This is a genomic window from Enterococcus sp. DIV2449a (assembly GCF_051711225.1).
Classification (GTDB): domain Bacteria; phylum Bacillota; class Bacilli; order Lactobacillales; family Enterococcaceae; genus Enterococcus_D; species Enterococcus_D casseliflavus.
Genome location: NZ_JBIOME010000001.1, coordinates 2,811,684 through 2,830,520 on the forward strand (window position 1 = coordinate 2,811,684; position 18,837 = coordinate 2,830,520).

The window sequence follows — 18,837 nt, forward strand, 5'->3', positions numbered from 1 at the left end:
TTTTTCTTTCGAAGGGAATTGAATGCCTGATACAGAAAGAAGCGTTTATGTTGAACCCTACAAATTTTCAATCACAAGCTTATGAATCAATCAAAGAGTTGATCTTAACCGCCAAGCTGATTCCCGGTCAAAAAATATCTGAAAAGGAATTGGAGCAACGTCTAACCATCGGCAGGACGCCGATCCGTGAAGCAATTATTCGTCTGCGCCGTGAAGCATTGATCCATGTCGTTCCCCAAAGCGGCACCTATATTTCTAAAATCAGCATCAAACAAATTGAAGAAGCTCGCTTTGTCAGAGAGACGCTTGAAAAAGAAGTATTCATAGCGGCCTGCCAAGCCGTTACAGAAGAACAGCTGAAAGAACTAGAAAAACTCGTTATTTTGCAGCGGACCTATGCCCAATTGAAAGATGAAATCGAGTTTTTCCAACTCGACGAGGCCTTCCATCAGTTGATTTATAAAATCGCCGACAAAGAGAATGTCTGGAATTGGCTACAAACGATCAATCTGCCATTAAATCGCTTCCGCTTCTTACGTTTAGAGGTGGAGGAATTGTCTTGGGAAATTATTTTGCGAGATCATGAAGAAATCTTAGCAACCTTAAAAGAAAAAGACCAAGCCAAAATTGCTCCCTTGGTCGGACAACACATTGATGTCATTGATAACGATTTGGTTTTTGTGGAAAAAGCCTTTCCCGATTATTTTACGGAGTAAAGCTATTTGAAAATCATGGACCTTAAAAACCACCCTCGTCGAGTAGATAGCCTACTTGACGAGGGTGGTTTCATATGCTGAACAAGCGAGAATACGATCATTCAATCGGGTGATAACTAAAACCTTGCCCCAGTACTTCTGAGACATTATTGACGATCACAAACGCTTTTGGGTCAATAGTCTCAATGATTTGTCTGATCTGCATAAACTCTTGGTCGCTGGCAACGATCAGCAGCACTTGCTTGTCGGCTTGCTGGTAACCGCCTTGGGCAGCCAACAGGGTCGCACCCCGAGCTGTTTTATCAAAGACCGCTTCTCGAATCTCATTCACGTGGTTCTCACTTAAGATCATGATAGATTTCTTTCGGTTAAAGCCGGTTTCAATGTAGGTCATCACACCAGAGGTGATCACGATCGATAAGATCGCAAACAAGAACTCTTCAAACCCGAAAACGAACAAGTTCATGGAAACAACGATCGCATCGGTCGCCAGCAAGCCAATCGCTGGATTCAAATTAAAGTATTTCTTGAAAATCAGCGGTGGAATCGTTGTGCCGCCGCTGGAAGACTGATTTTTGTACAAAATCGCTACTCCTAAAGCAAAAATCGCACTGCCAAAAATCACGGAAAGCAACCGGTCTTCAGCCACCATATATTCCGGAACTAAAGCAATTGCTACTGGAAAAGCAAAACTACCATAGAGGACTTTCATAAAAGGCCCCTTCCCTAAAAAGGCATAGGCAAGAATAAGCATGAGAATATTCAAGACCATGATCACAGCCGCTCGATCCCAACCGAGTGCTGACTCTAATAAAATACCGATTCCGCTGACACCGCCAGCTGCCACATGATGCGGTCCTAAAAATAAATTGATGCTTGCCGCTAACAAGAAAAGTGCTGCGGTGATTTTTCCATAGGTTTTCAGAATTGTCATTTGTTTCCTCTTTTCTCTGTCATTTAAACGGTTTATTCAAGCTGCTTTGCAGCCATTCTTACTCCTCACTATACGCCCATTTGATGTCACCGACAAAATTTATGTTTAGCCAGAGGGAATAACCGGAAATCTGTTGGCTGATTGCTTGATTCAATCGTTCTCGCAAGGGATCTTGCTGACCTACTGTATCGAGAGGCGTTGCAGGTAAAATCACTACATCTAATTCCACAATGACTTGATTACCGACTTTGGCGGTACGTAACACAAAGTCCACCACTTCTTCTGCGCGCAATTCTTTTTCAACGATCGTCATGATGGTCTCCCTCAGTTCTTCTTTTGGAGTAGAAGAAGTCAATTCTAAAATCGCTGCTTTCAACTCTTTTATCGAAAGCTGGATAAAGAACAAGGTGATCCCGATGGAGATGATTGGGTCGACATACATCGCAAAATTCCCATAGGGACTGGCTTGGATCAGCCAGGACACAAGAAATGAACCGACGACACCCAGACTAAAGAAAAAGCCGAAACGCCATTGTTCTAGTTCCACCCAATAAAAGGGATGGGTCAGTGGTTTCTTTTTTAAGTACAAGTAAAAAGAGAAACAGTAGATCGTACCAACCAGCGAGAAATACAAACCGATTGGATCAATCATGCCATCACTGACGTGTAATAAACTAAAAGCAGATTCAATGATTCCATAAATTGAGATCAGCAGGATGATACTATATTGAATAAATACCACTAATGGCATCAATGCCTCTTTACCGAATGGGAAACGTTCAAAATCTTGGGCTTGGATATATTTTGCCACGTACAAAGCAATCAGTGACATCACTGCCCCAATCAATGTATAGACCCCATCTAACAAGAGGACGTTATAACTGACCAGCAACCCAAAAAGCAAGGCACCGCCACCATAGATACTCCCAGCGACAATCGATGCCAACAAAAGCTTGCGTATTTTTTTCTTTTCACTCATGATACTCCTCATCTTTCATAAAAAAACTATTCTTTTGATTGCGTTGTTCTATCTATAAGCCTATCTTCCCATATAAATAACATGAAAAACAGTCAATTTTTTCATACAAAGCGGAAAAAAATAGTGTTGCTGTCAATCATTCACTCTATTCTCTAATGACGTATATACGGTTTTCCTCTTCCTCTCTTTTTACATTCTGGTGTAAATCCCCTTGACTACACAGATTGATTCCCTTATCATCAAGGGTAACCATATTCAATCAGAATTTTCAGAATATTCCGTTATATTTTTCATGACGGCGATTCATTGGAAGACAGGGAGGATGAAGAGAGTGAAAGAAACAAAACAAGTCCCATGGACAGGAGAACCAAATCAACGTGCGATCAACTATTTGAATGAAGAAGGCAAAGTGATCGTTTGCCCAACCAAAGTCGGCTATATCATTGCCGTCTCTGATAAAAAGGGGCTGGAACGCAAGTTTTCAGCAAAGAATCGCAAGCGTAACAAACCAGGCGTCGTTCTTTGCAGCTCATTGGAACAGCTACATGAATTAGCCGAATTAAATGCGGAAACCGCCGCCGTTTACGAAACTTGCTGGAACAATGACGTGTTATTCGGTGCGATTTTGCCTTGGAAAGAATCAGGAAAAGCCTATATCCCAAATGATGGTTCAGAAGAATTGATGACGGACGTTCGGGGAACCAGCTGTTTTGTGATCAAATTCGGTGTCCCTGGTGAGCAGATTTCAAAAGAACTTTGGGATCAGAAAAAGAAATTGCTTTTCGCCAGCTCAGCGAACCCTTCAGGCAAAGGAAACCGCGGACTTGTTGAAGGGATCGGCGAACAAATCGCGCAAGAAGCCGATCTAATCATTGAAGGCAACGACTATGTTGCATCGATCCAACCAGACAAAACGCTGGAAACCCGCTATGAACAAGGAGTCATGGTTTCTTTCGTTGATAAAGACGGCAACTTGATTCCAGAGCAAGGAGACCAACGCTCCATCACTCCCGCACCTGTCTTGATCCGTAAAGGACTCGATGTTGAAAAAATCCAAATGTACCTTTCTGATCACTTCAACTCATGGGACTATCGCCACGGGGAGTACTATTGATCTTTCATTGTCAACAAGGAACCGAAGAACCAGCTAGCTGCCCTCCTTTTCTAGGAGAACCGCTCAGCTCGTTCTTCGGTTTTTTAATTGAAAAAAATACTTTTCTTCTATCGTACTTCATAAGAAAAGCGATCATGCGCTCAGCATCATCACTTTCCTGTTTTCCTAGTTCAAAAATAGAGCAATGTAACAAGCGACAAAGAGCCTTATTGTTTGCTCAATCCTCTTTGATTTAAATACTCTTTCATAAACAGTCGAGGCAAGCGGGAAAAGCTGCCTATTGCTGTTGTAGACCAGGAGCGTTCAGCATTGGTTTTTGTCCGTTTCGCATAATAGCACTTTGTTTCATCATCATAGGCATGAATGATGTCTTCTTTATTGCGAGAATATGTATTTTCATGATAAATTCCTTCAAATGGTATCCGTGGTTTTTTTTCATTTGTTTCAATAGGATGACCTATAGCGATTCCAAATACAGGATAGACATAATCAGGTAAATCTAGTAGCTCAGTAATTTCGATGATTGCATCTCGCACCCCGCCGATATAGCAAATACCTAACCCCATTGATTCCGCAGCTATCGCCAAATTTTGGGCTGCCAGAGAAGCATCAACAGCACCCACTATTGAGGCATCAATTCCTGACAACGTTTCTGTCAAATCGATTCCTTTTGCCTCTGCCATCTTTTTTATGCGATACAAATCAGCACAAAAAACAAAAAAGTGCCCTCCCTCTGCAATAAAAGGTTGATTTCCAGCGACTGCAGCAATCTCTTTCATCAGACGTGGATCTTCAACACCGATGATTGAATAAGATTGTTGATAGCTTGCGGTCGAAGCTGCTTGAGCCGCTGCAACGAGTGTCTTGATTTCTTCCTGTGTAAGTTTTTGCTCACTAAACTTGCGAACTGATACATGATTAAGAATCGTGCTTACTGTTTCGTTCATAATACCCTTCTTTCTCGAATAGATACATTTTCTCTCGACCTATTCTTTATTTTCACATCGTACTTGTGTGTCTTTGTCATTAGCAAAGCTTGTGAAATTACTAGATTGTTGCTTAGAAATTGGACCACTACAATAAATTCTTTATCGTAATTTCAGCAATTTGTTGTGCCATCGCCTTGTTTCTCATCGAAGCATTCAAGGTTCGCAGTCCATAATAGGCATTAAGGTAACAAAGAGACAGTTCTTTGGCTGTCTTTGTCGTTTTGATCTCTCCACTAAGCAGACTTTTTTCTATATGCTTTTCAACTTCTGCCTCAAGTTCCTTTGCATGTTGTTCGGACCATAACACCACGGCTGGATCAATACTGCCTCTTTCCATTGCTGCATTGATCAAATAACAGCCATTGCTGTTTTCTTGAAAATCTACTTCAATTGCCCAATTTAATAATGCTGTTAATTTTTCTAAAAGCCCTTTTTCCTGATCCAATAATTGCTTTTGCTCTTGAATCCAGCGCTCATGATATACACGCAGTGTTTCTACGTATAAATCGTGCTTACTACCAAATGTGTTATAAAAGCTACCTTTCCCCAACCCTGTTTCGCGACATAGATTCTCGGTTGAGCAGGCTTCATAGCCATGGGACCAAAATTCATGCATAGCAATCTTCACTGCTTCTTCCTTATTGTGTTTTTTAGGACGTCCTCGCATCTTTCCAGCTCCTTTTCTTTACCGATCAGTACATAAACAGAATATCATTTATGTACCAACCAGTCAAATATTATTTTGAGTTTTCACCTGCCTGTCCCTTCTCTTTTACACAAATGCTATTGTTAAGCTTCATTTATTAGTTTATTTCTCGTGTTTCTTTCAAAAGCTGAATGATCTCTGCCTGCTGTTTGATGATCGTATCTTGTTGCTTGATTTTAATCCAGTTTTGATCGATTTGGATAGCTGCTCCGAGATTTTTGTAACTAAGGTTGGGGATCTCCATGAAATGTATTCGGTGTGCAGATAAGTCATTAAAGATCTGGACAGACAGACCATCACTCAATTCATGGATCTCTTTTTCTTCAAGATATTGGTTGATCAGATTTTCTACAGTCAAACGCTTTTTTCGTTTCTTGCCTTGTGTACCATTCGAATTTTCGGATTTCTTGTTCGTACCAAACATTTTTGTTCTCCTTTCGTTAGGTCATCCTTCCTTCATTTTGTGATTCCGTGTCTCTTCTTCAGTGACCAAAATAAAATCGAGCGAAACCTACATGTAAATATTTTGTCACAAAATAGCATTATTATCTACATATTATTGTTTTTAACGATAAAAAAGGAATGAATTACGATCAGGTTTCATCTGTCTTAGAATTCCAACTCTATTTCTGCTATAATACCCTCGTAAACACATAGGAGGTACTCGATGAAAAAGCATTCCTCAATTGCTTTCTAGGGGACGACGCCAATGACAGTGACTTTGGACTACACTTACTGCTGGGTTGTGGGCTGCCGCAACACAGTGCTTAGCACAAAACGAAAAAACTAAGCGTGGTACGGATTGCGAAATCGCATGAAGCTGGAAGCAGAAGTAATCGTTACGGACGGTGAATGTGTCCCTAGCCAAAGAAGCCTGATGAAGAACGAACGGAACCCTTTTCTCTCAAAAGAAATCATTCTTTTGGAGGAAAGCAAAATGAGAAAAGATGAAAATACGACCTTTGTTTGTAAAAACTGCAGTACGCCTGTGGCACCCTTGACCAATGGTTCTTACCGCAACCATTGTCCCCAGTGTCTCTACTCGTTACACGTGGATATTCGCCCGGGTGATCGTCAAAATACTTGCCATGGCTTGATGCGACCGATTGACTATCGCCAACATTCCAAAAAAGGCTATCAGCTGCTGCATGAATGCACCCGCTGCAAAAACCAGCAGTGGAATATCGTGGCACAGGATACGCAACAGCCAGACCATTTTATTGAGTGGTTGACTCAAACCGCTGCGTATCACTAAAAAACCAAAGAAGACCATGCTTAATGAAGCGACCCCCAAAAGTTAGACCAGAAAATCTAACTTTTGGGGGTCGTTATTTGTATGGCAAAATATCCTTTTGAATTAAAACTAAAAATCGTTAAAGAATATCTTAGTGGCGTGGGCGGATATCGGTATCTTGCCAACAAATACGGTATTTCAAGCAAGTCTCAAGTAAGTAATTGGGTGAATGCCTATCGTGAATACGGAGAGGAAGGTCTATTGAGAAAACATCAAAATCAGAAATATTCTGTTCAATTTAAGTTAAATGCGCTAGAGTTATATCAAACAAGTGAGATGTCCTATCGAGAAGTTGCTAGCACTTTAGAAATGAACAACCCTGCGCTTATTGCCAATTGGATGCGTAATTTCAGAGAAGCAGGTATTGAGGGGCTCTCAAAAGAGAAAGGGCGACCACTTACTTTGACTAGAAAAAAAGAAAACAAAAAAGAAAATACAACAACTGAAGAACGCGATCGTATCAAGGCATTAGAAAAGCAAGTCCGATCCCTTCAAATTGAGAATGCCTTTTTAAAAGAGTTGAGGAAGCTGCGAAAACAGGAAGCCCAGCAAAGACGCAAGAATCAATCGCACGAATCATCGCCAGCCTCCGAGGATCATTCAAACTAGTTGAGCTTCTTGAAACATTGAAATTTCCTAAAGCAACCTATATGTATTGGCAGAAACGGTTTGACAGACCAAACCCAGACCAAGAAATTGAAGAAAAAATGCTTGAAATTCGCAAAGAGCATAAAGATTATGGCTGTCTGCGACTAAAAAAAGAATTAGAGAATCAAGGGATTCATGTCAATAAAAAGAAGATTCAACGTCTGATAAAAAAACTAGGTATCGAAGTAAAGTCTTACACTCGAAAATCTCGACGGTACAATTCTTATCGTGGGAAGGTTGGCACTGTCGCCAAAAATCGTATTCATCGTCGGTTTTATACAAATATCTGTCACCAAAAAATTACAACTGATACCACAGAGTTTAAGTATTATGAAGTAGACACCACAGGTGTCGTTCGTCAGAAAAAGCTGTATTTAGATCCTTTCATGGATTTCTACAATAGTGAAATTCTATCTTATCGGATTTCTGAAAAACCAAACGCACTAGCCATAATGGAAGGATTAGAAGAAGCAATCCAGATGACAAATGATTGTCCATTTCGTAGAACCTTCCATTCAGATCAAGGATGGGCCTATCAAATGAATGCTTATAAGAATAAATTGAAGCAGCATAAAATCTTCCAGAGTATGTCTCGTAAAGGGAATTGTTTAGATAACTCACCTATGGAAAACTTCTTTGGTTTATTAAAGCAAGAGATTTTTCATGGAGAAGTCTATCGGAGTTTAGATGAATTGAAAACAAAAATTGACCAATATATCTATTATTACAACCATAAACGCATCAAAAAGAAATTAAATTGGCGAAGTCCGGTTCAGTTTCGAGAAGCTGTAAAAACAGCTGTCTAACTGTTAATTTTATCGTACAAAAAAGGAGTGGATTTCTCCACTCCATAAAAGTCTAACTTTTTGGGGTCACTACATTAAGGCTGGTCTTTTTTGGTTATCAGAACAACGGACCCCTTATACCACTAACTGCTCATAAACATTGTCGTCATAAGAAGCGCTTGCTTTAACCTAAAAAAACAGCCCGCTGTTTCGTCGATTGGTTGACGAAATTGCGGGCTGTCCTGCTAGTGTCTTCTTGATGATTTTACGTTGGTTTGCGCTTATTCAAAAACGAATTGATTGTGATACAGTTCCGCATAAAAGCCATCGGCAGCCACCAATTGATGGTGATTGCCTTCTTCAATGACTTCGCCGTCCTTCAAGACAACGATGCGATCGGCATTCAAAATCGTCTTCAAGCGATGGGCAATCACAAAACTGGTTCGTCCTTTGATCGCTTCATCCATTGCTCGTTGAATTTTCGCTTCAGTCACGGTATCAACGTTACTGGTAGCTTCATCCAAAATCAACAATTCTGGATTGGTCAAAATCGTTCGGGCAATACTCATCAATTGTTTTTGACCAGTACTGAAAAGATTATTCTCTTCGGTGATCTCCGTGTCATAGCCTTTTTCCAACGTCATAACAAACTCATGGATATTGGCTTGTTTCGCTGCTGCAATGACTTCGGCTTCAGTCGCTTCTGGTTTCCCAAAAGCAATGTTTTCGCGAATCGTCCCTGAGAACAACACGGATTCTTGCAAAACGATTCCCACTTGAGAACGCAGCAGATCCAAGTCTAGCTCCCGGATGTCGATGCCGTCAAAGGTCACAGAACCACCATTCACATCATAGAAGCGATTCAACAGGTTCATGATGGTCGTTTTTCCTGAACCCGTCGGTCCGACTAATGCGACCATTTCGCCTTTGTTGACTGTGATCGACACATCTTTTAGGACCAATTTTTGACTGTCATACCCAAAGTCCACATGATTCAAAGCAACCGCCTCTTTGATGCCCTTCACTTTGATCCCGTCTTTTGGTTTGACCTCATCGGGTTCATCAAACATTTCATTGATTCTGCGCGCACCGGTGATCGCCAATTGAATCATGCTGTAACCAGAAGAGATCTGCATCAATGGTTGATAATACTGCTGCGAATACTGGACAAAGGTCACAACTAATCCTAAAGCAACGGAACGTTCTAAGTCACCGTTTAATGCTAACCAGCCACCAAAGAAAATCACGATTGCCGTGTTCAACAAGGACATCCCTTGCATCAATGGGAAAAGCAGCCCAGAGTAGACTTGCCCTTTGTAGGTAGCTTCGCGGACTTGTTGGTTGTGGACCAGAAAACCATCGATGGTTTCTTCTTGCAGTCCATTGGTGATGATGATTCGTTGACCACTGATTTTTTCATCGATATAGCCGTTTAATTTTCCGACTTCATCTTGCTGCAGATCGACATATTTGCGGGCTTTTTGGATCACGATCACCGCGATTAAGACCGCAATCGGGGTAGAAGCAATCGTTGCCCATGCCAATTCAACGTTTTGACGGAACATCATGATCAAGATTCCCACCATTAAGACTACATTGGTCAGCACTTGCAACAATGCTTGGTTCAGACTGTTTTGGATGTTATCCAAGTCACTGGTAAAACGGCTCAAAATATCACCGTCTTGATGAGAATCAAAGAATTTGATCGTCAATTTTTCCAGTTTATTAAATAAACCGATCCGCATTCTGTTGGTTGATTTCCCCACCACTTGCGTGAACAAGATACTATAAACAAAATTGGCTGCACTGGCTAAGACATAAAAAATCAACAATTTCCAAATGATCGATAGAAAAGCTGATTTATCATCGACCCCTTGCATCAAACCACCAACATAATTCGCCAACTCTTGGAACGCTTCTCCGACAAAGACTGGCGCTTGCACTTGCAGATACGTTGCCAGAATCACCGTCACAAAAATGAATAGAAACGACCACTTGTATTGTTTTAAGTAATGGTAGAAAAATTTACTCGCTTTGAACAAATCTGTCATGGTTACTCCTCTCCTTTCTGTGTTGCGAAGATTTCTTGATAGATGGCATTGTTATTGGCTAAAAATTCATGGCTTCCTTCACCAACCAGACGTCCATTATCTAAAACGAAGATGCGGTCGGCTTTCACAACAGAGGCAATCTTTTGCGCGATGATGATCGTTGTCGTGTCTTTTAATTGTTTTTCAAACGCTTCGCGAACCAATTTTTCCGAACGAGCATCTAATGCACTCGTACTATCATCCAAAATCAAAATTTTCGGTTCACCGATCACCCCTCGAGAAATCGATAAGCGTTGCTTTTGCCCTCCAGAAAAATTGCTGCTGCGCTCGGAGACCGGCGCTTCAAACCCAGCGGTCAATTTTTGAATAAATTCACTGGCTTGGGCGATTTCCGTTGCGCGAGACATCTCAGATTCTGAGGCGTCTTTTTTCCCTTGCCGCAAGTTTTGGGCAATCGTTCCTGAAAAGAGGATCGCTTTTTGCAAGACAAAAGCGACCGTTTTACGCAAGCTTTGTTCATTGACTTCTTTCAAGTCAACGCCGCCAACTCGCACGACACCTTCCGTTGGGTCAAACAAACGGGGAATCAGCTGCGCCAACGTTGATTTGCCGGCACCAGTCGCCCCTACGATCCCAATCATTTCGCCAGGTTTGATGGTAAAACTGATAGCCGTTAGGGCATTTTTTTCATCCCCAGGGTAACGGAAGCTGACGTTTTCAAAAGCGACACTTCCAGACAACTCTTGTTCTGGGACATCTTGGTATTGCAGATCCGGTTCGGTATCTAGAATCTCTTTGATCCGTTTTAGCGAAACTGCAGCCCGCGATGTCATCATCATCATCATGCCGCCGATAATGATCGCCATCATAATTTGCATCAAATAATTCATGAATGAGGCAATTCCCCCAATCAAGGTTGGGTCATCTTTCGCTAGATCACTGACAAAGAAGATCGCGCCGACGACGGCTAAGTTGGCTGCCAGCATAAAGGAGGGGATCATTACAGAGAACAAGGTTCCTACGATAATATTATGCTTCGTTAACGTTTCACTGACTTTGGAAAAGCCTTGTAGCTGGTTTTCTTCTTGAACAAAAGATTTCACCACACGAATCCCCATCAAATTTTCTTTGGCAATCCCATTGATTTTGTCGATCAAGTTCTGGATGATCATAAAGTGTTTGCCCATCCGTGTAAAGGAGAGTGCCGTAATCACTAGGACAGCGATAATTAGTAAGACGATGATCCACCAAAGTTGCGGCATGGTTGTCATCGCTAAAATGAAGGCACCGATAAATAAGAACGGGATGCGAAACAACGATTGCAGCGAGATCATCACTAAGTTTTGAATTTGCGTGATGTCATTGGTCAAGCGCACCACTAGGTTTCCTGCCGAGAAGGTTTCGATATTACCAAATGAGAATGTCTGGATTTTCCGAAACATCTCTTCCCGAATATCGGCACTAACGCCTTGCGCCACTTTCGCAGAAAAAATCGTGTTGATAATCCCTGCAACAAGGCCTAGCAATGCTAGCCCAATCAGCTGCACACCAATTTTTTTCATTTCATCATTGTTTTCGGTAATAATTGATTCTAGCACTTGCTGCAAGAGCTTCGGCTGCCATAATGCAGCAACGACCATTAAAATGACCGATAATAAGGCAATGCCGGTTGCCGCTTTGTACTTTTTGACATGGCGTAAGACCAGATCCATATACGTACCACTCCTTTGTGTTTAGCAGAAAAGACTGCCAAAAAATTTCGGTTGCACAACAATTTACCATGGATCACGACGGGAAACAAGCGAACAAATAAAACAAAAAGAGCTTTCATGAAAGCTCTTTGAAAATATTGCATAAATGTTGTCGAAAATAACGAATAGTAAAGGGATTATGATGATCCTCGATACTGGTTTCATTATTTTTTGTCGCTAAATCTTTGACTTACGATTCGCTGTTTTCCAGCTCACTTTTTTGTTTTTTTGTCAGTTTTTGTTTGACTAAATCGTAGGAAACCAAAATCATTTGTTCGATGTTTTCTTCCATCAAGGCATCAGATGCCAACTTGATGGTATTCCAATGGGTCTTATTGGCATAATACCCTGGAATGATCACGTCAGGAAATTGCTCTCGCAGCGTTTCGTTGACCTCGGGCAGATTTTTCAAAGTCAAAAACGCTGTTTCTTCTGGTTGTGGACTCATGATTCCAAACTGCTTTCCTACTAAATCAAAGTAGATTGCATCCCAATCTTCGCGATAATAGACTTTGGCTCCCGGCAAGCCTTCCCCAAATGCTTGAAATCGCTGCATTTTTTGTGCAATTTTTTCTTCAATCGATGTACTCATTGTGTTTCCCCCACTTTCTGCTATCAAAATCGCCATTTTCTGTCTCAGTTTTGACAGATTGAATCGCTTTCTGCTCTATTTCCTACTATTATACATGGTTGTCGTGGAAAAAGGGATTTTTTATCAGTGGCATGTCGACTGATAATGACGTTACATGCAGCTGTAAGCGGCGTTACATTCATTCACCTTTCTCAGAAGACACAAAAAAGCCCTCATCAGCGAGTAAGTTGTACTCGCCAATAAGGGCAACTGATTACTAGATGTCACGGACAAGATTCATTTGAGAATCTTAGTACCAACCATTTGCTTCCCAGAATGCTTTGGCAGCAGACCAAGAACCATAACGTGATGCAACATATTCATCGGCAACCTTTTCTTGGTTAGCAGCTGAATAGTCACCATTTAAGTAAGAGTTGGTTAATTGGTAACGGCCATAGTATTGTCCGTTTGTCGCTGTGTAAGAACCACCAGATTCTTTGTTGGCGATCCATTCTTTTGCTGAAGCTTCTGAGCCGCTAGCTGAAGAGCTGTAGCTTGAGCTGCTTTGTGTGCTTGCAGCAGATTGTGTGTTGCTTGATTGTGAAGCTGCTGGTTCACTTGGTTGTTGTACACTTGCTGCAGCAGTCGTGCTTGCAGATTCTGTATAAGTTGCAGTGCCATCTGTAGGGATGATCAATGCTTCCCCAACAAAAATCAAGTTTTTATCAGCAATCTCGTTTGCTTCAACGATCGCATTGATCGTATCATCAGAGCTATAACCATAAAAGTTAGTAGCGATTGTTGATAATGTATCACCAGATTGAACAGTGTATTGTTCGTCTGCAAAGGCGTCTTTCCCACCTAAGAAAAGGCCGAAACCGGCAAGGACAGCTGTACTAAGTAAAACAGTTTTTAAAGACTTCATATAATTAAATCTCCTTCTTTGAAACTCATTTTGCGTCATTTGAGATGACTCAAGCGCATAAACAAGTCTAACATCGAAGAATATTTCATAGGTAAAGAATTCATTACAGATGATTACGAAAACGACAGTTGCCTTACGTTTCGTAAGAATTTGAGAATCCTATCATATCAAGCTTTGTTCTGCTGTAATTTTTAACATTACAGTTATTTTGTTTTCAGGTAAACCAGTTAACCTTAGAAAACCTTTCCTATATTACAAAAAACCCTCTTTTTACACAGGATTGTAACAAAAGAAGGAACGAGACAAGGTCTCATTCCTCATTTACTTTCTATTTTTTCTTCACTGGGATCAATTTATTCATGACGATCGCCGCAATAGCGCTTAAAGCAATCGGTGAATCTAATAAATATTGTAAGAATTGAGGCGCGGATTCTTTGATTTCTGCTGGCATAAACAACAAGCCGATGGCAATAATCAACGGTACCCCGATAATATACAACTCCCGCTCGGAAAACTCTTCATTCTTAATGACCCGAAAGCCGCTCAACAAAATAATGACGCAGACGACCGCGAACACGCCGCCGATGACAGCAGAAGGTACTGCGTGAATCAAGGCTGAAAGTTTTCCCATGAAGGACAATATGATAAACCAGACGGACGCCATCACAAAGACTTTTTTACTAGCAACCCCTGTGATCGAAATGATCCCTGCATTGGTAGAATAACCAGTTACAGGGGTCGTTCCAACTAAGGCGGCAACCAAGCAGCCTAACCCTTCACCGATCACGCCTTTATTGATCTGTTCATCCGTAACAGGTTCTTCTGTCACAGAACTGACCGCGTACCAAGTTCCTGTTGTTTCTGCTAGGAGAACCATATAGATCACTAGCATCGTTAAGATCGCTGAAACATCAAAATGCAGGCCATAGTTTAGAAATACCAGTTTTGGCAGACTAAAGAAAGAAGCATCCGCCACCGACTGAAAATCAACGCCTCCCATAAAGGAAGCAATCACGGTACCGATAACCAAAGCAATAATGACCGAACTGATTCGGAAGTATTTTCCCATTCCTGGAAAATAATCGCCTAACATGGAAAACAAGATCAAAATCGCCGCAGTAATCGCAGCTAGCAACATGTTTTGATTGGCACTTAGTGTTTCAGTGGCAGGATAGATATTGCTAGTAAATGCCGTTGGCAACAGCGTCAAACCAACGATCATGATGATCGTTCCACTGACGATCGTAGGAATAAAATGACGAACGATATACTTATAGATGCCAGTAAAACCTAGTAAAATGACTGCTGCGGCACCAACAATGCTGGCACCTAACACCGTGTCCATGCCGTTGGCACCAAAATAAATACCGATGATCGCTCCAACGGGTACAAAGGATGGTCCTTGACATACGGGTAATTTCAAGAAAAAGAGGACTTGGATCAAAGAAGCGATCCCTGCTCCTAAAAAGGTCGATTGGATCAAACCTGATGCGTCTGAAGAGGACATCGCCACCGCGGTTGCGATAATAAATGGCGGCACATACACGTCCATTGCCAACACATGCTGTAATCCTAAAAGTACTGCTTGACCAAAGGGAATGTCTTCATTCATTCCGATCGTTAAATGTTTGTTTTTCGTTGATTCCACTGTCTCATTCTCCTCATTTTTCGTGTACTTTTTTTCCTTGGACCCAGACTTGGCGAATATTTTGCATCGTTGCTAAGTACAGGATTTTTTGTAATCTTGCTTCGGGTGAAGTAAACACACCGAAGTCAGGCAAAGGATTTTCTTTTTGTCGCGTATCGATCACTTGCACATCAAACGCGTACCCTTCTTTGATGACACCTACTGGTAATCTCAGTGCCTCACCGCCGCCTATTGTCGCCAATGAGAACGCATCGATCACGGATATACGAGAATCAGCTACTCCTCGTGTGTTTTGAGGAAGCGTGACATCCACGCCATCTTCTAACATTCTCGAAGACATCACAGCTTGTTTGATGTTGTCATACAAACTCGGTGAAAAACCGCCGGAGATATCCGTTCCTAAACCAATCGTGACCCCTTGTTCTTTCAAGCGCTTGATTGGGATCACGCCATTGGCAAAGTAGGCATTTGAGATGGGACAGTGCGCAACTGCGGCGCCGGTTTCGACAAAACGGGCGCCGTCAGCTGGGCTGATGAAATTGCCATGAGCCATCACTGCTTTTTCACGCAACAAGCCAAAATCTTGCAGCACTTCGGTATCCGTTTTACCAAATCGTTCTTGAACAAAGTCATGTTCCCATTGCCCTTCACTGCAGTGGGTCTGAACATGAACATCATATTTTTCAGCCAATGCGCCTAACCCTGCCAAGCCTTCATCGGTACAGCTGGGGACAAATCGCGGAGTGACCACAGGATAAACGCCTTGTGGTGCGGTCTTTGCGATTGCTTGTACTTCTTGAATAAAACGTTCTGTATCCGCTAATGCCTCTTCTGTTGACGCGTCCCGATAAAAAGCAGGATTGGCTTGGGGATCGTCCATGACGACTTTTCCGACTAATCCCCGTTGACCAAGAGCGGCACAAGTCTTCGCCAATTGAAGACTCGCTTCTAGATGGATCGTTGCAAAATAAAGAACCGTTGTCGTTCCTCTTGCCAATAGCTGTGCCACCAAATCTTGATAGACAGCTTTGGCAAATGCTGGATCGGCATATTTTGCCTCCAGCGGAAACGTGCATTCATCTAACCAGACATTTAACGGTTCATCTAACGCGATCCCTGCTTGCGGCCATTGCGGTGCATGGACATGCAGATCGACAAACCCTGGTAAAAAGCACTGGCCTTCAGATAAAGCCTGAAGATTCTCTGATGCTTTTGCCAGCTCTGCCTCATACCCTTGATCTGTTTTGGCAGTGACTTTCGTGATGATCCCTGCATCATCGACTTGAATCAATGCATCTTCTATATATTCTAGTTTTCCATCAGTTGGCGTATGGAAAACATCTCCTTTAAAATAGCGAATGGTTGCCATTTGTTTGATTTCCCCCGTTCTCTAAGACATTGTCAGGAAAAAGCCGTTCATTTAATGTTCCTTTTTCACTAACACGATGTTCTTATTTTAACGCTATTCGAAAATAGTGCAATAAAATTCACTATCATAAAGGAAGATAAAACGCTGAACGTTCGGTTTTTATGCGATTTCAAAAAAAGACACCGTCTAGAAATAAGACAGTGTCAGTTAACGACGCTTATACTTTTGTTTTCTTTAATTGCCGATAAAATACCACCAGTCCACCTACTAGCAAACAGAGTACTCCTGCAATCGAGCCCCATTTTGCTGGCTCTAAAAAGCTTTGGATCCTTGAGGTCTGATTCGTTGCCGTCGTTCCTGATAGCTGAAACAAGAAAGCCAGCGGCTGATGTTCAAAACGAAGAATGACAAACAGGAGTGTCATCAAAAGAAATTGATGTACCAGACTCCCTTTGCTTTGTGTGGCATACTTGGCTAAACTCTGCTGCTCGATTGCTTCGGGTTTTGCCGTCAAATACTGTTTCGTGAGCCATTGATTCAATCCCGCATTAAAGAAGCTAATGACGAATAAACTTATTGGAATCAGTGTGTCGCTGCTGAACAGAAGAACACCTGCCATCAGCCCAAGTAAATATGTTGGTACCAGCTGTTTTTCTAAACGATGAGCGAGTTTTCCTCCGAGAAACATGGCACCAAAAAGGCCCAGTGCATATGGTAAGTAAACGTGCGTGCTTAGCGCTTGTGCTCCAAATCGACCGGTAACATACACCGAGCCGAAAAGAAAAAGAAAGTTTCCGATCACCCCACGAATGAAGGTGAGCACATTTAGATGAAGTGGCTGTTTCCACCAGCGGCTGCGTTTCGTTAAAGTGATCAGCAGCAAAGCAAAGAGAAACAAGAAGCCAGTGATCGCCCATTCAAACAGGGCATTCGACTTGATCAGCCTTGCTGCTCGCAAGCCAAACAGTAAGAGAAAGAAAAAGAAATACAACAAAAACTGCTTGTTGAATAACTGGTTGCGCTGCATCAACGGTCTTTTTGGGAGGTTGTTGAAGGTTTGACTACTCTTAGCCGCCAGCACAAAGAGTGCAAAATAACTGCCAAATAGACCAATGCCTTGAAGGTCATCAGGCAACCGTAAGGCAAAGAGTAAAACCAAAAGATAGAACAGCGCCTCCTTCCAATCATTTTTCAGCGGCTGTTCAGTGAGCTTGGCTTTTTGGCGTACCATCAGATCAGCTGGCGGCAGCCAAGAAGCACTGATCCCCAACAAACCAGCAGCTGGCAAGAGTGCCACGCTCCACCAAGTGCTCAAGATACCCACCAATGCGCCGGCACCGCCGATCAAGACACTTGCTGCTAACAGCGATGGTGCGAAAAGCGCCGTAAGCGTCTGTAAGAAAAAGACCCCTGTCATGCGAAAGGTATAAAACAGCGCAAAGGCTAATGCTGCACTTAGCGACTGCTCTTTGCTCAAAGATAAAAAATAAAGATACGGAATGATCGTGATCGTATTGCTGATGATCAAAAGTGCGGTATGGGTTTTGAAAGCTTTCATCGTCCGACTCCTTGGTTTGATTTAAGGCTCCATCTTTCTTCTATCCTACACCTTCAAGCAATCCTGTCAACGTGCGTACCAAATTTAAGCAAAAAGAAACCAAGTGTTTTGTCAAAGGACTGACACTTCGTTTCTTTTTCTTATTGCGATTTTCGGTTAGGAGCCAGTAGACTGAATCGTTTGCTTAATTGCCTGAATTTCTTCATACAACCCTTGAAACTCTTTTGCAAGCTCACTCATGATGTCTGCGCTCATCAAAAGATCTTCCGCATGACTTAATAGTAAGGACATCCAGACTTTTTCCCCTTGGGCTTCTTGTTGAACTAACTTCCGATGTGCCAAATGGGCTTCATGATAATGTTCTTTTCCTTTTTCGATTGCTTGCAGTGCAGCCAGATTCTGGGCTTCTCTTCCTTTTTGAATACTTTCAAAAAAGCAACTTCTTGCCATACCCGCTTGCGAAATAATCTGAAAACAAATTTGTTCTTTTTCTTCCATTCTACTCTCCTATTAGTTCAAGTGCTTGTTCCAATGCTTTTTTTCCATCCATCATGCCATAGGTGCGCATGTCGATACTGGCTGCTGGACAAGCAACTAAACCTTGAACTTCATTTAATCGGTATGAAACTTGCGGTCCTAACAGTACGCAATCAGCATCTTTTGCTGCAGTCGTTACTGATTCAATGGAGAACGCATCGATCGCCACCGTTTCTCCTTTTTCTTGCGCTGCTTTTTTCATATTATTTACTAAGACACCAGTAGACATGCCGCCAGCGCAAACTAATACTATTTTTTTCAT

Annotated in this window: 19 protein-coding genes; 5 read left to right on the forward strand and 14 right to left on the reverse strand. The window is 42.0% G+C overall.

The window, feature by feature from the left end:
- Positions 1-47: 47 nt before the first annotated feature.
- Positions 48-716, forward strand: coding sequence for a GntR family transcriptional regulator (locus tag IGI76_RS13420; RefSeq protein WP_231434921.1), 669 nt, complete (start codon positions 48-50; stop codon positions 714-716).
- A gap of 97 nt (positions 717-813) precedes the next feature.
- Here the strand turns inward: IGI76_RS13420 and IGI76_RS13425 are convergent, their stop codons facing one another.
- On the reverse strand, positions 814-1,650 hold the full coding sequence (locus tag IGI76_RS13425; protein WP_015510257.1) for a YitT family protein: 837 nt from the start codon (positions 1,648-1,650) through the stop codon (positions 814-816).
- A 58-nt stretch (positions 1,651-1,708) separates the two neighbouring features.
- Positions 1,709-2,629 (reverse strand): cation transporter, encoded by a 921-nt coding sequence (locus IGI76_RS13430; RefSeq protein WP_015510258.1) that lies wholly within the window; start codon positions 2,627-2,629, stop codon positions 1,709-1,711.
- A 322-nt stretch (positions 2,630-2,951) separates the two neighbouring features.
- On the opposite strand from IGI76_RS13430, the gene IGI76_RS13435 reads away from it, so the two are divergent.
- Positions 2,952-3,743 carry an L-threonylcarbamoyladenylate synthase gene (locus IGI76_RS13435; protein ID WP_034859003.1) on the forward strand — a complete coding sequence of 264 codons (792 nt, stop codon included), beginning with the start codon at positions 2,952-2,954 and terminating at the stop codon, positions 3,741-3,743.
- 206 nt (positions 3,744-3,949) lie between these two features.
- On the opposite strand, the gene nfsA is transcribed toward IGI76_RS13435, so the two are convergent.
- From nfsA to IGI76_RS13450, 3 genes are all read right to left on the reverse strand, one after another.
- Positions 3,950-4,690 carry an oxygen-insensitive NADPH nitroreductase gene (gene nfsA / locus IGI76_RS13440; protein ID WP_231434922.1) on the reverse strand — a complete coding sequence of 247 codons (741 nt, stop codon included), beginning with the start codon at positions 4,688-4,690 and terminating at the stop codon, positions 3,950-3,952.
- Between the two features lie 127 nt (positions 4,691-4,817).
- A complete protein-coding gene (locus tag IGI76_RS13445) occupies positions 4,818-5,399 on the reverse strand; it encodes a TetR/AcrR family transcriptional regulator (protein WP_196043953.1) in 582 nt (193 codons plus the stop codon).
- A gap of 136 nt (positions 5,400-5,535) precedes the next feature.
- A complete protein-coding gene (locus tag IGI76_RS13450) occupies positions 5,536-5,862 on the reverse strand; it encodes a hypothetical protein (RefSeq protein ID WP_196043954.1) in 327 nt (108 codons plus the stop codon).
- Positions 5,863-6,375: 513 nt separating this feature from the next.
- On the opposite strand from IGI76_RS13450, the gene IGI76_RS13455 reads away from it, so the two are divergent.
- The 3 genes from IGI76_RS13455 (at position 6,376) to IGI76_RS13465 (ending at position 8,186) form a co-directional block, all read left to right on the forward strand.
- The gene (locus IGI76_RS13455; RefSeq protein ID WP_170927546.1) at positions 6,376-6,693 is read left to right on the forward strand and encodes an RNHCP domain-containing protein; all 318 of its coding nucleotides are present in this window, start codon (positions 6,376-6,378) and stop codon (positions 6,691-6,693) included.
- Between the two features lie 81 nt (positions 6,694-6,774).
- Positions 6,775-7,341: a helix-turn-helix domain-containing protein gene (locus IGI76_RS13460; protein ID WP_016249835.1), complete on the forward strand. Its 567-nt coding sequence runs from the start codon at positions 6,775-6,777 to the stop codon at positions 7,339-7,341.
- The gene (locus tag IGI76_RS13465) at positions 7,311-8,186 is read left to right on the forward strand and encodes an IS3 family transposase (protein WP_317726542.1); all 876 of its coding nucleotides are present in this window, start codon (positions 7,311-7,313) and stop codon (positions 8,184-8,186) included. The genes IGI76_RS13460 and IGI76_RS13465 overlap by 31 nt, the downstream gene beginning before the upstream one ends.
- 260 nt (positions 8,187-8,446) lie before the next feature.
- Here the strand turns inward: IGI76_RS13465 and IGI76_RS13470 are convergent, their stop codons facing one another.
- The 9 genes from IGI76_RS13470 to IGI76_RS13510 all read right to left on the reverse strand — a co-directional run bounded on the left by IGI76_RS13470 (position 8,447) and on the right by IGI76_RS13510 (position 18,837).
- Positions 8,447-10,216, reverse strand: a complete 1,770-nt coding sequence (locus IGI76_RS13470; protein ID WP_074535446.1) for an ABC transporter ATP-binding protein — start codon at positions 10,214-10,216, stop codon at positions 8,447-8,449.
- Positions 10,217-10,218: 2 nt separating this feature from the next.
- Positions 10,219-11,928, reverse strand: coding sequence for an ABC transporter ATP-binding protein (locus tag IGI76_RS13475; protein ID WP_060791424.1), 1,710 nt, complete (start codon positions 11,926-11,928; stop codon positions 10,219-10,221).
- Between the two features lie 229 nt (positions 11,929-12,157).
- Entirely contained in the window at positions 12,158-12,559 is a 402-nt protein-coding gene (locus tag IGI76_RS13480) for an MmcQ/YjbR family DNA-binding protein (RefSeq protein ID WP_010749917.1), read from the reverse strand.
- Between the two features lie 289 nt (positions 12,560-12,848).
- Positions 12,849-13,463 carry a LysM peptidoglycan-binding domain-containing protein gene (locus IGI76_RS13485; protein ID WP_005228480.1) on the reverse strand — a complete coding sequence of 205 codons (615 nt, stop codon included), beginning with the start codon at positions 13,461-13,463 and terminating at the stop codon, positions 12,849-12,851.
- Between the two features lie 328 nt (positions 13,464-13,791).
- Positions 13,792-15,075, reverse strand: a complete 1,284-nt coding sequence (locus IGI76_RS13490) for a uracil-xanthine permease family protein (protein WP_231434931.1) — start codon at positions 15,073-15,075, stop codon at positions 13,792-13,794.
- Between the two features lie 49 nt (positions 15,076-15,124).
- Positions 15,125-16,480 carry a guanine deaminase gene (guaD, locus tag IGI76_RS13495; RefSeq protein WP_438781619.1) on the reverse strand — a complete coding sequence of 452 codons (1,356 nt, stop codon included), beginning with the start codon at positions 16,478-16,480 and terminating at the stop codon, positions 15,125-15,127.
- Positions 16,481-16,697: 217 nt separating this feature from the next.
- Entirely contained in the window at positions 16,698-18,038 is a 1,341-nt protein-coding gene (locus IGI76_RS13500) for a hypothetical protein (RefSeq protein WP_231434924.1), read from the reverse strand.
- Positions 18,039-18,194: 156 nt separating this feature from the next.
- Positions 18,195-18,536: a PTS lactose/cellobiose transporter subunit IIA gene (locus tag IGI76_RS13505; RefSeq protein ID WP_010749921.1), complete on the reverse strand. Its 342-nt coding sequence runs from the start codon at positions 18,534-18,536 to the stop codon at positions 18,195-18,197.
- A 1-nt stretch (position 18,537) separates the two neighbouring features.
- Positions 18,538-18,837: a PTS sugar transporter subunit IIB gene (locus IGI76_RS13510; RefSeq protein ID WP_010749922.1), complete on the reverse strand. Its 300-nt coding sequence runs from the start codon at positions 18,835-18,837 to the stop codon at positions 18,538-18,540.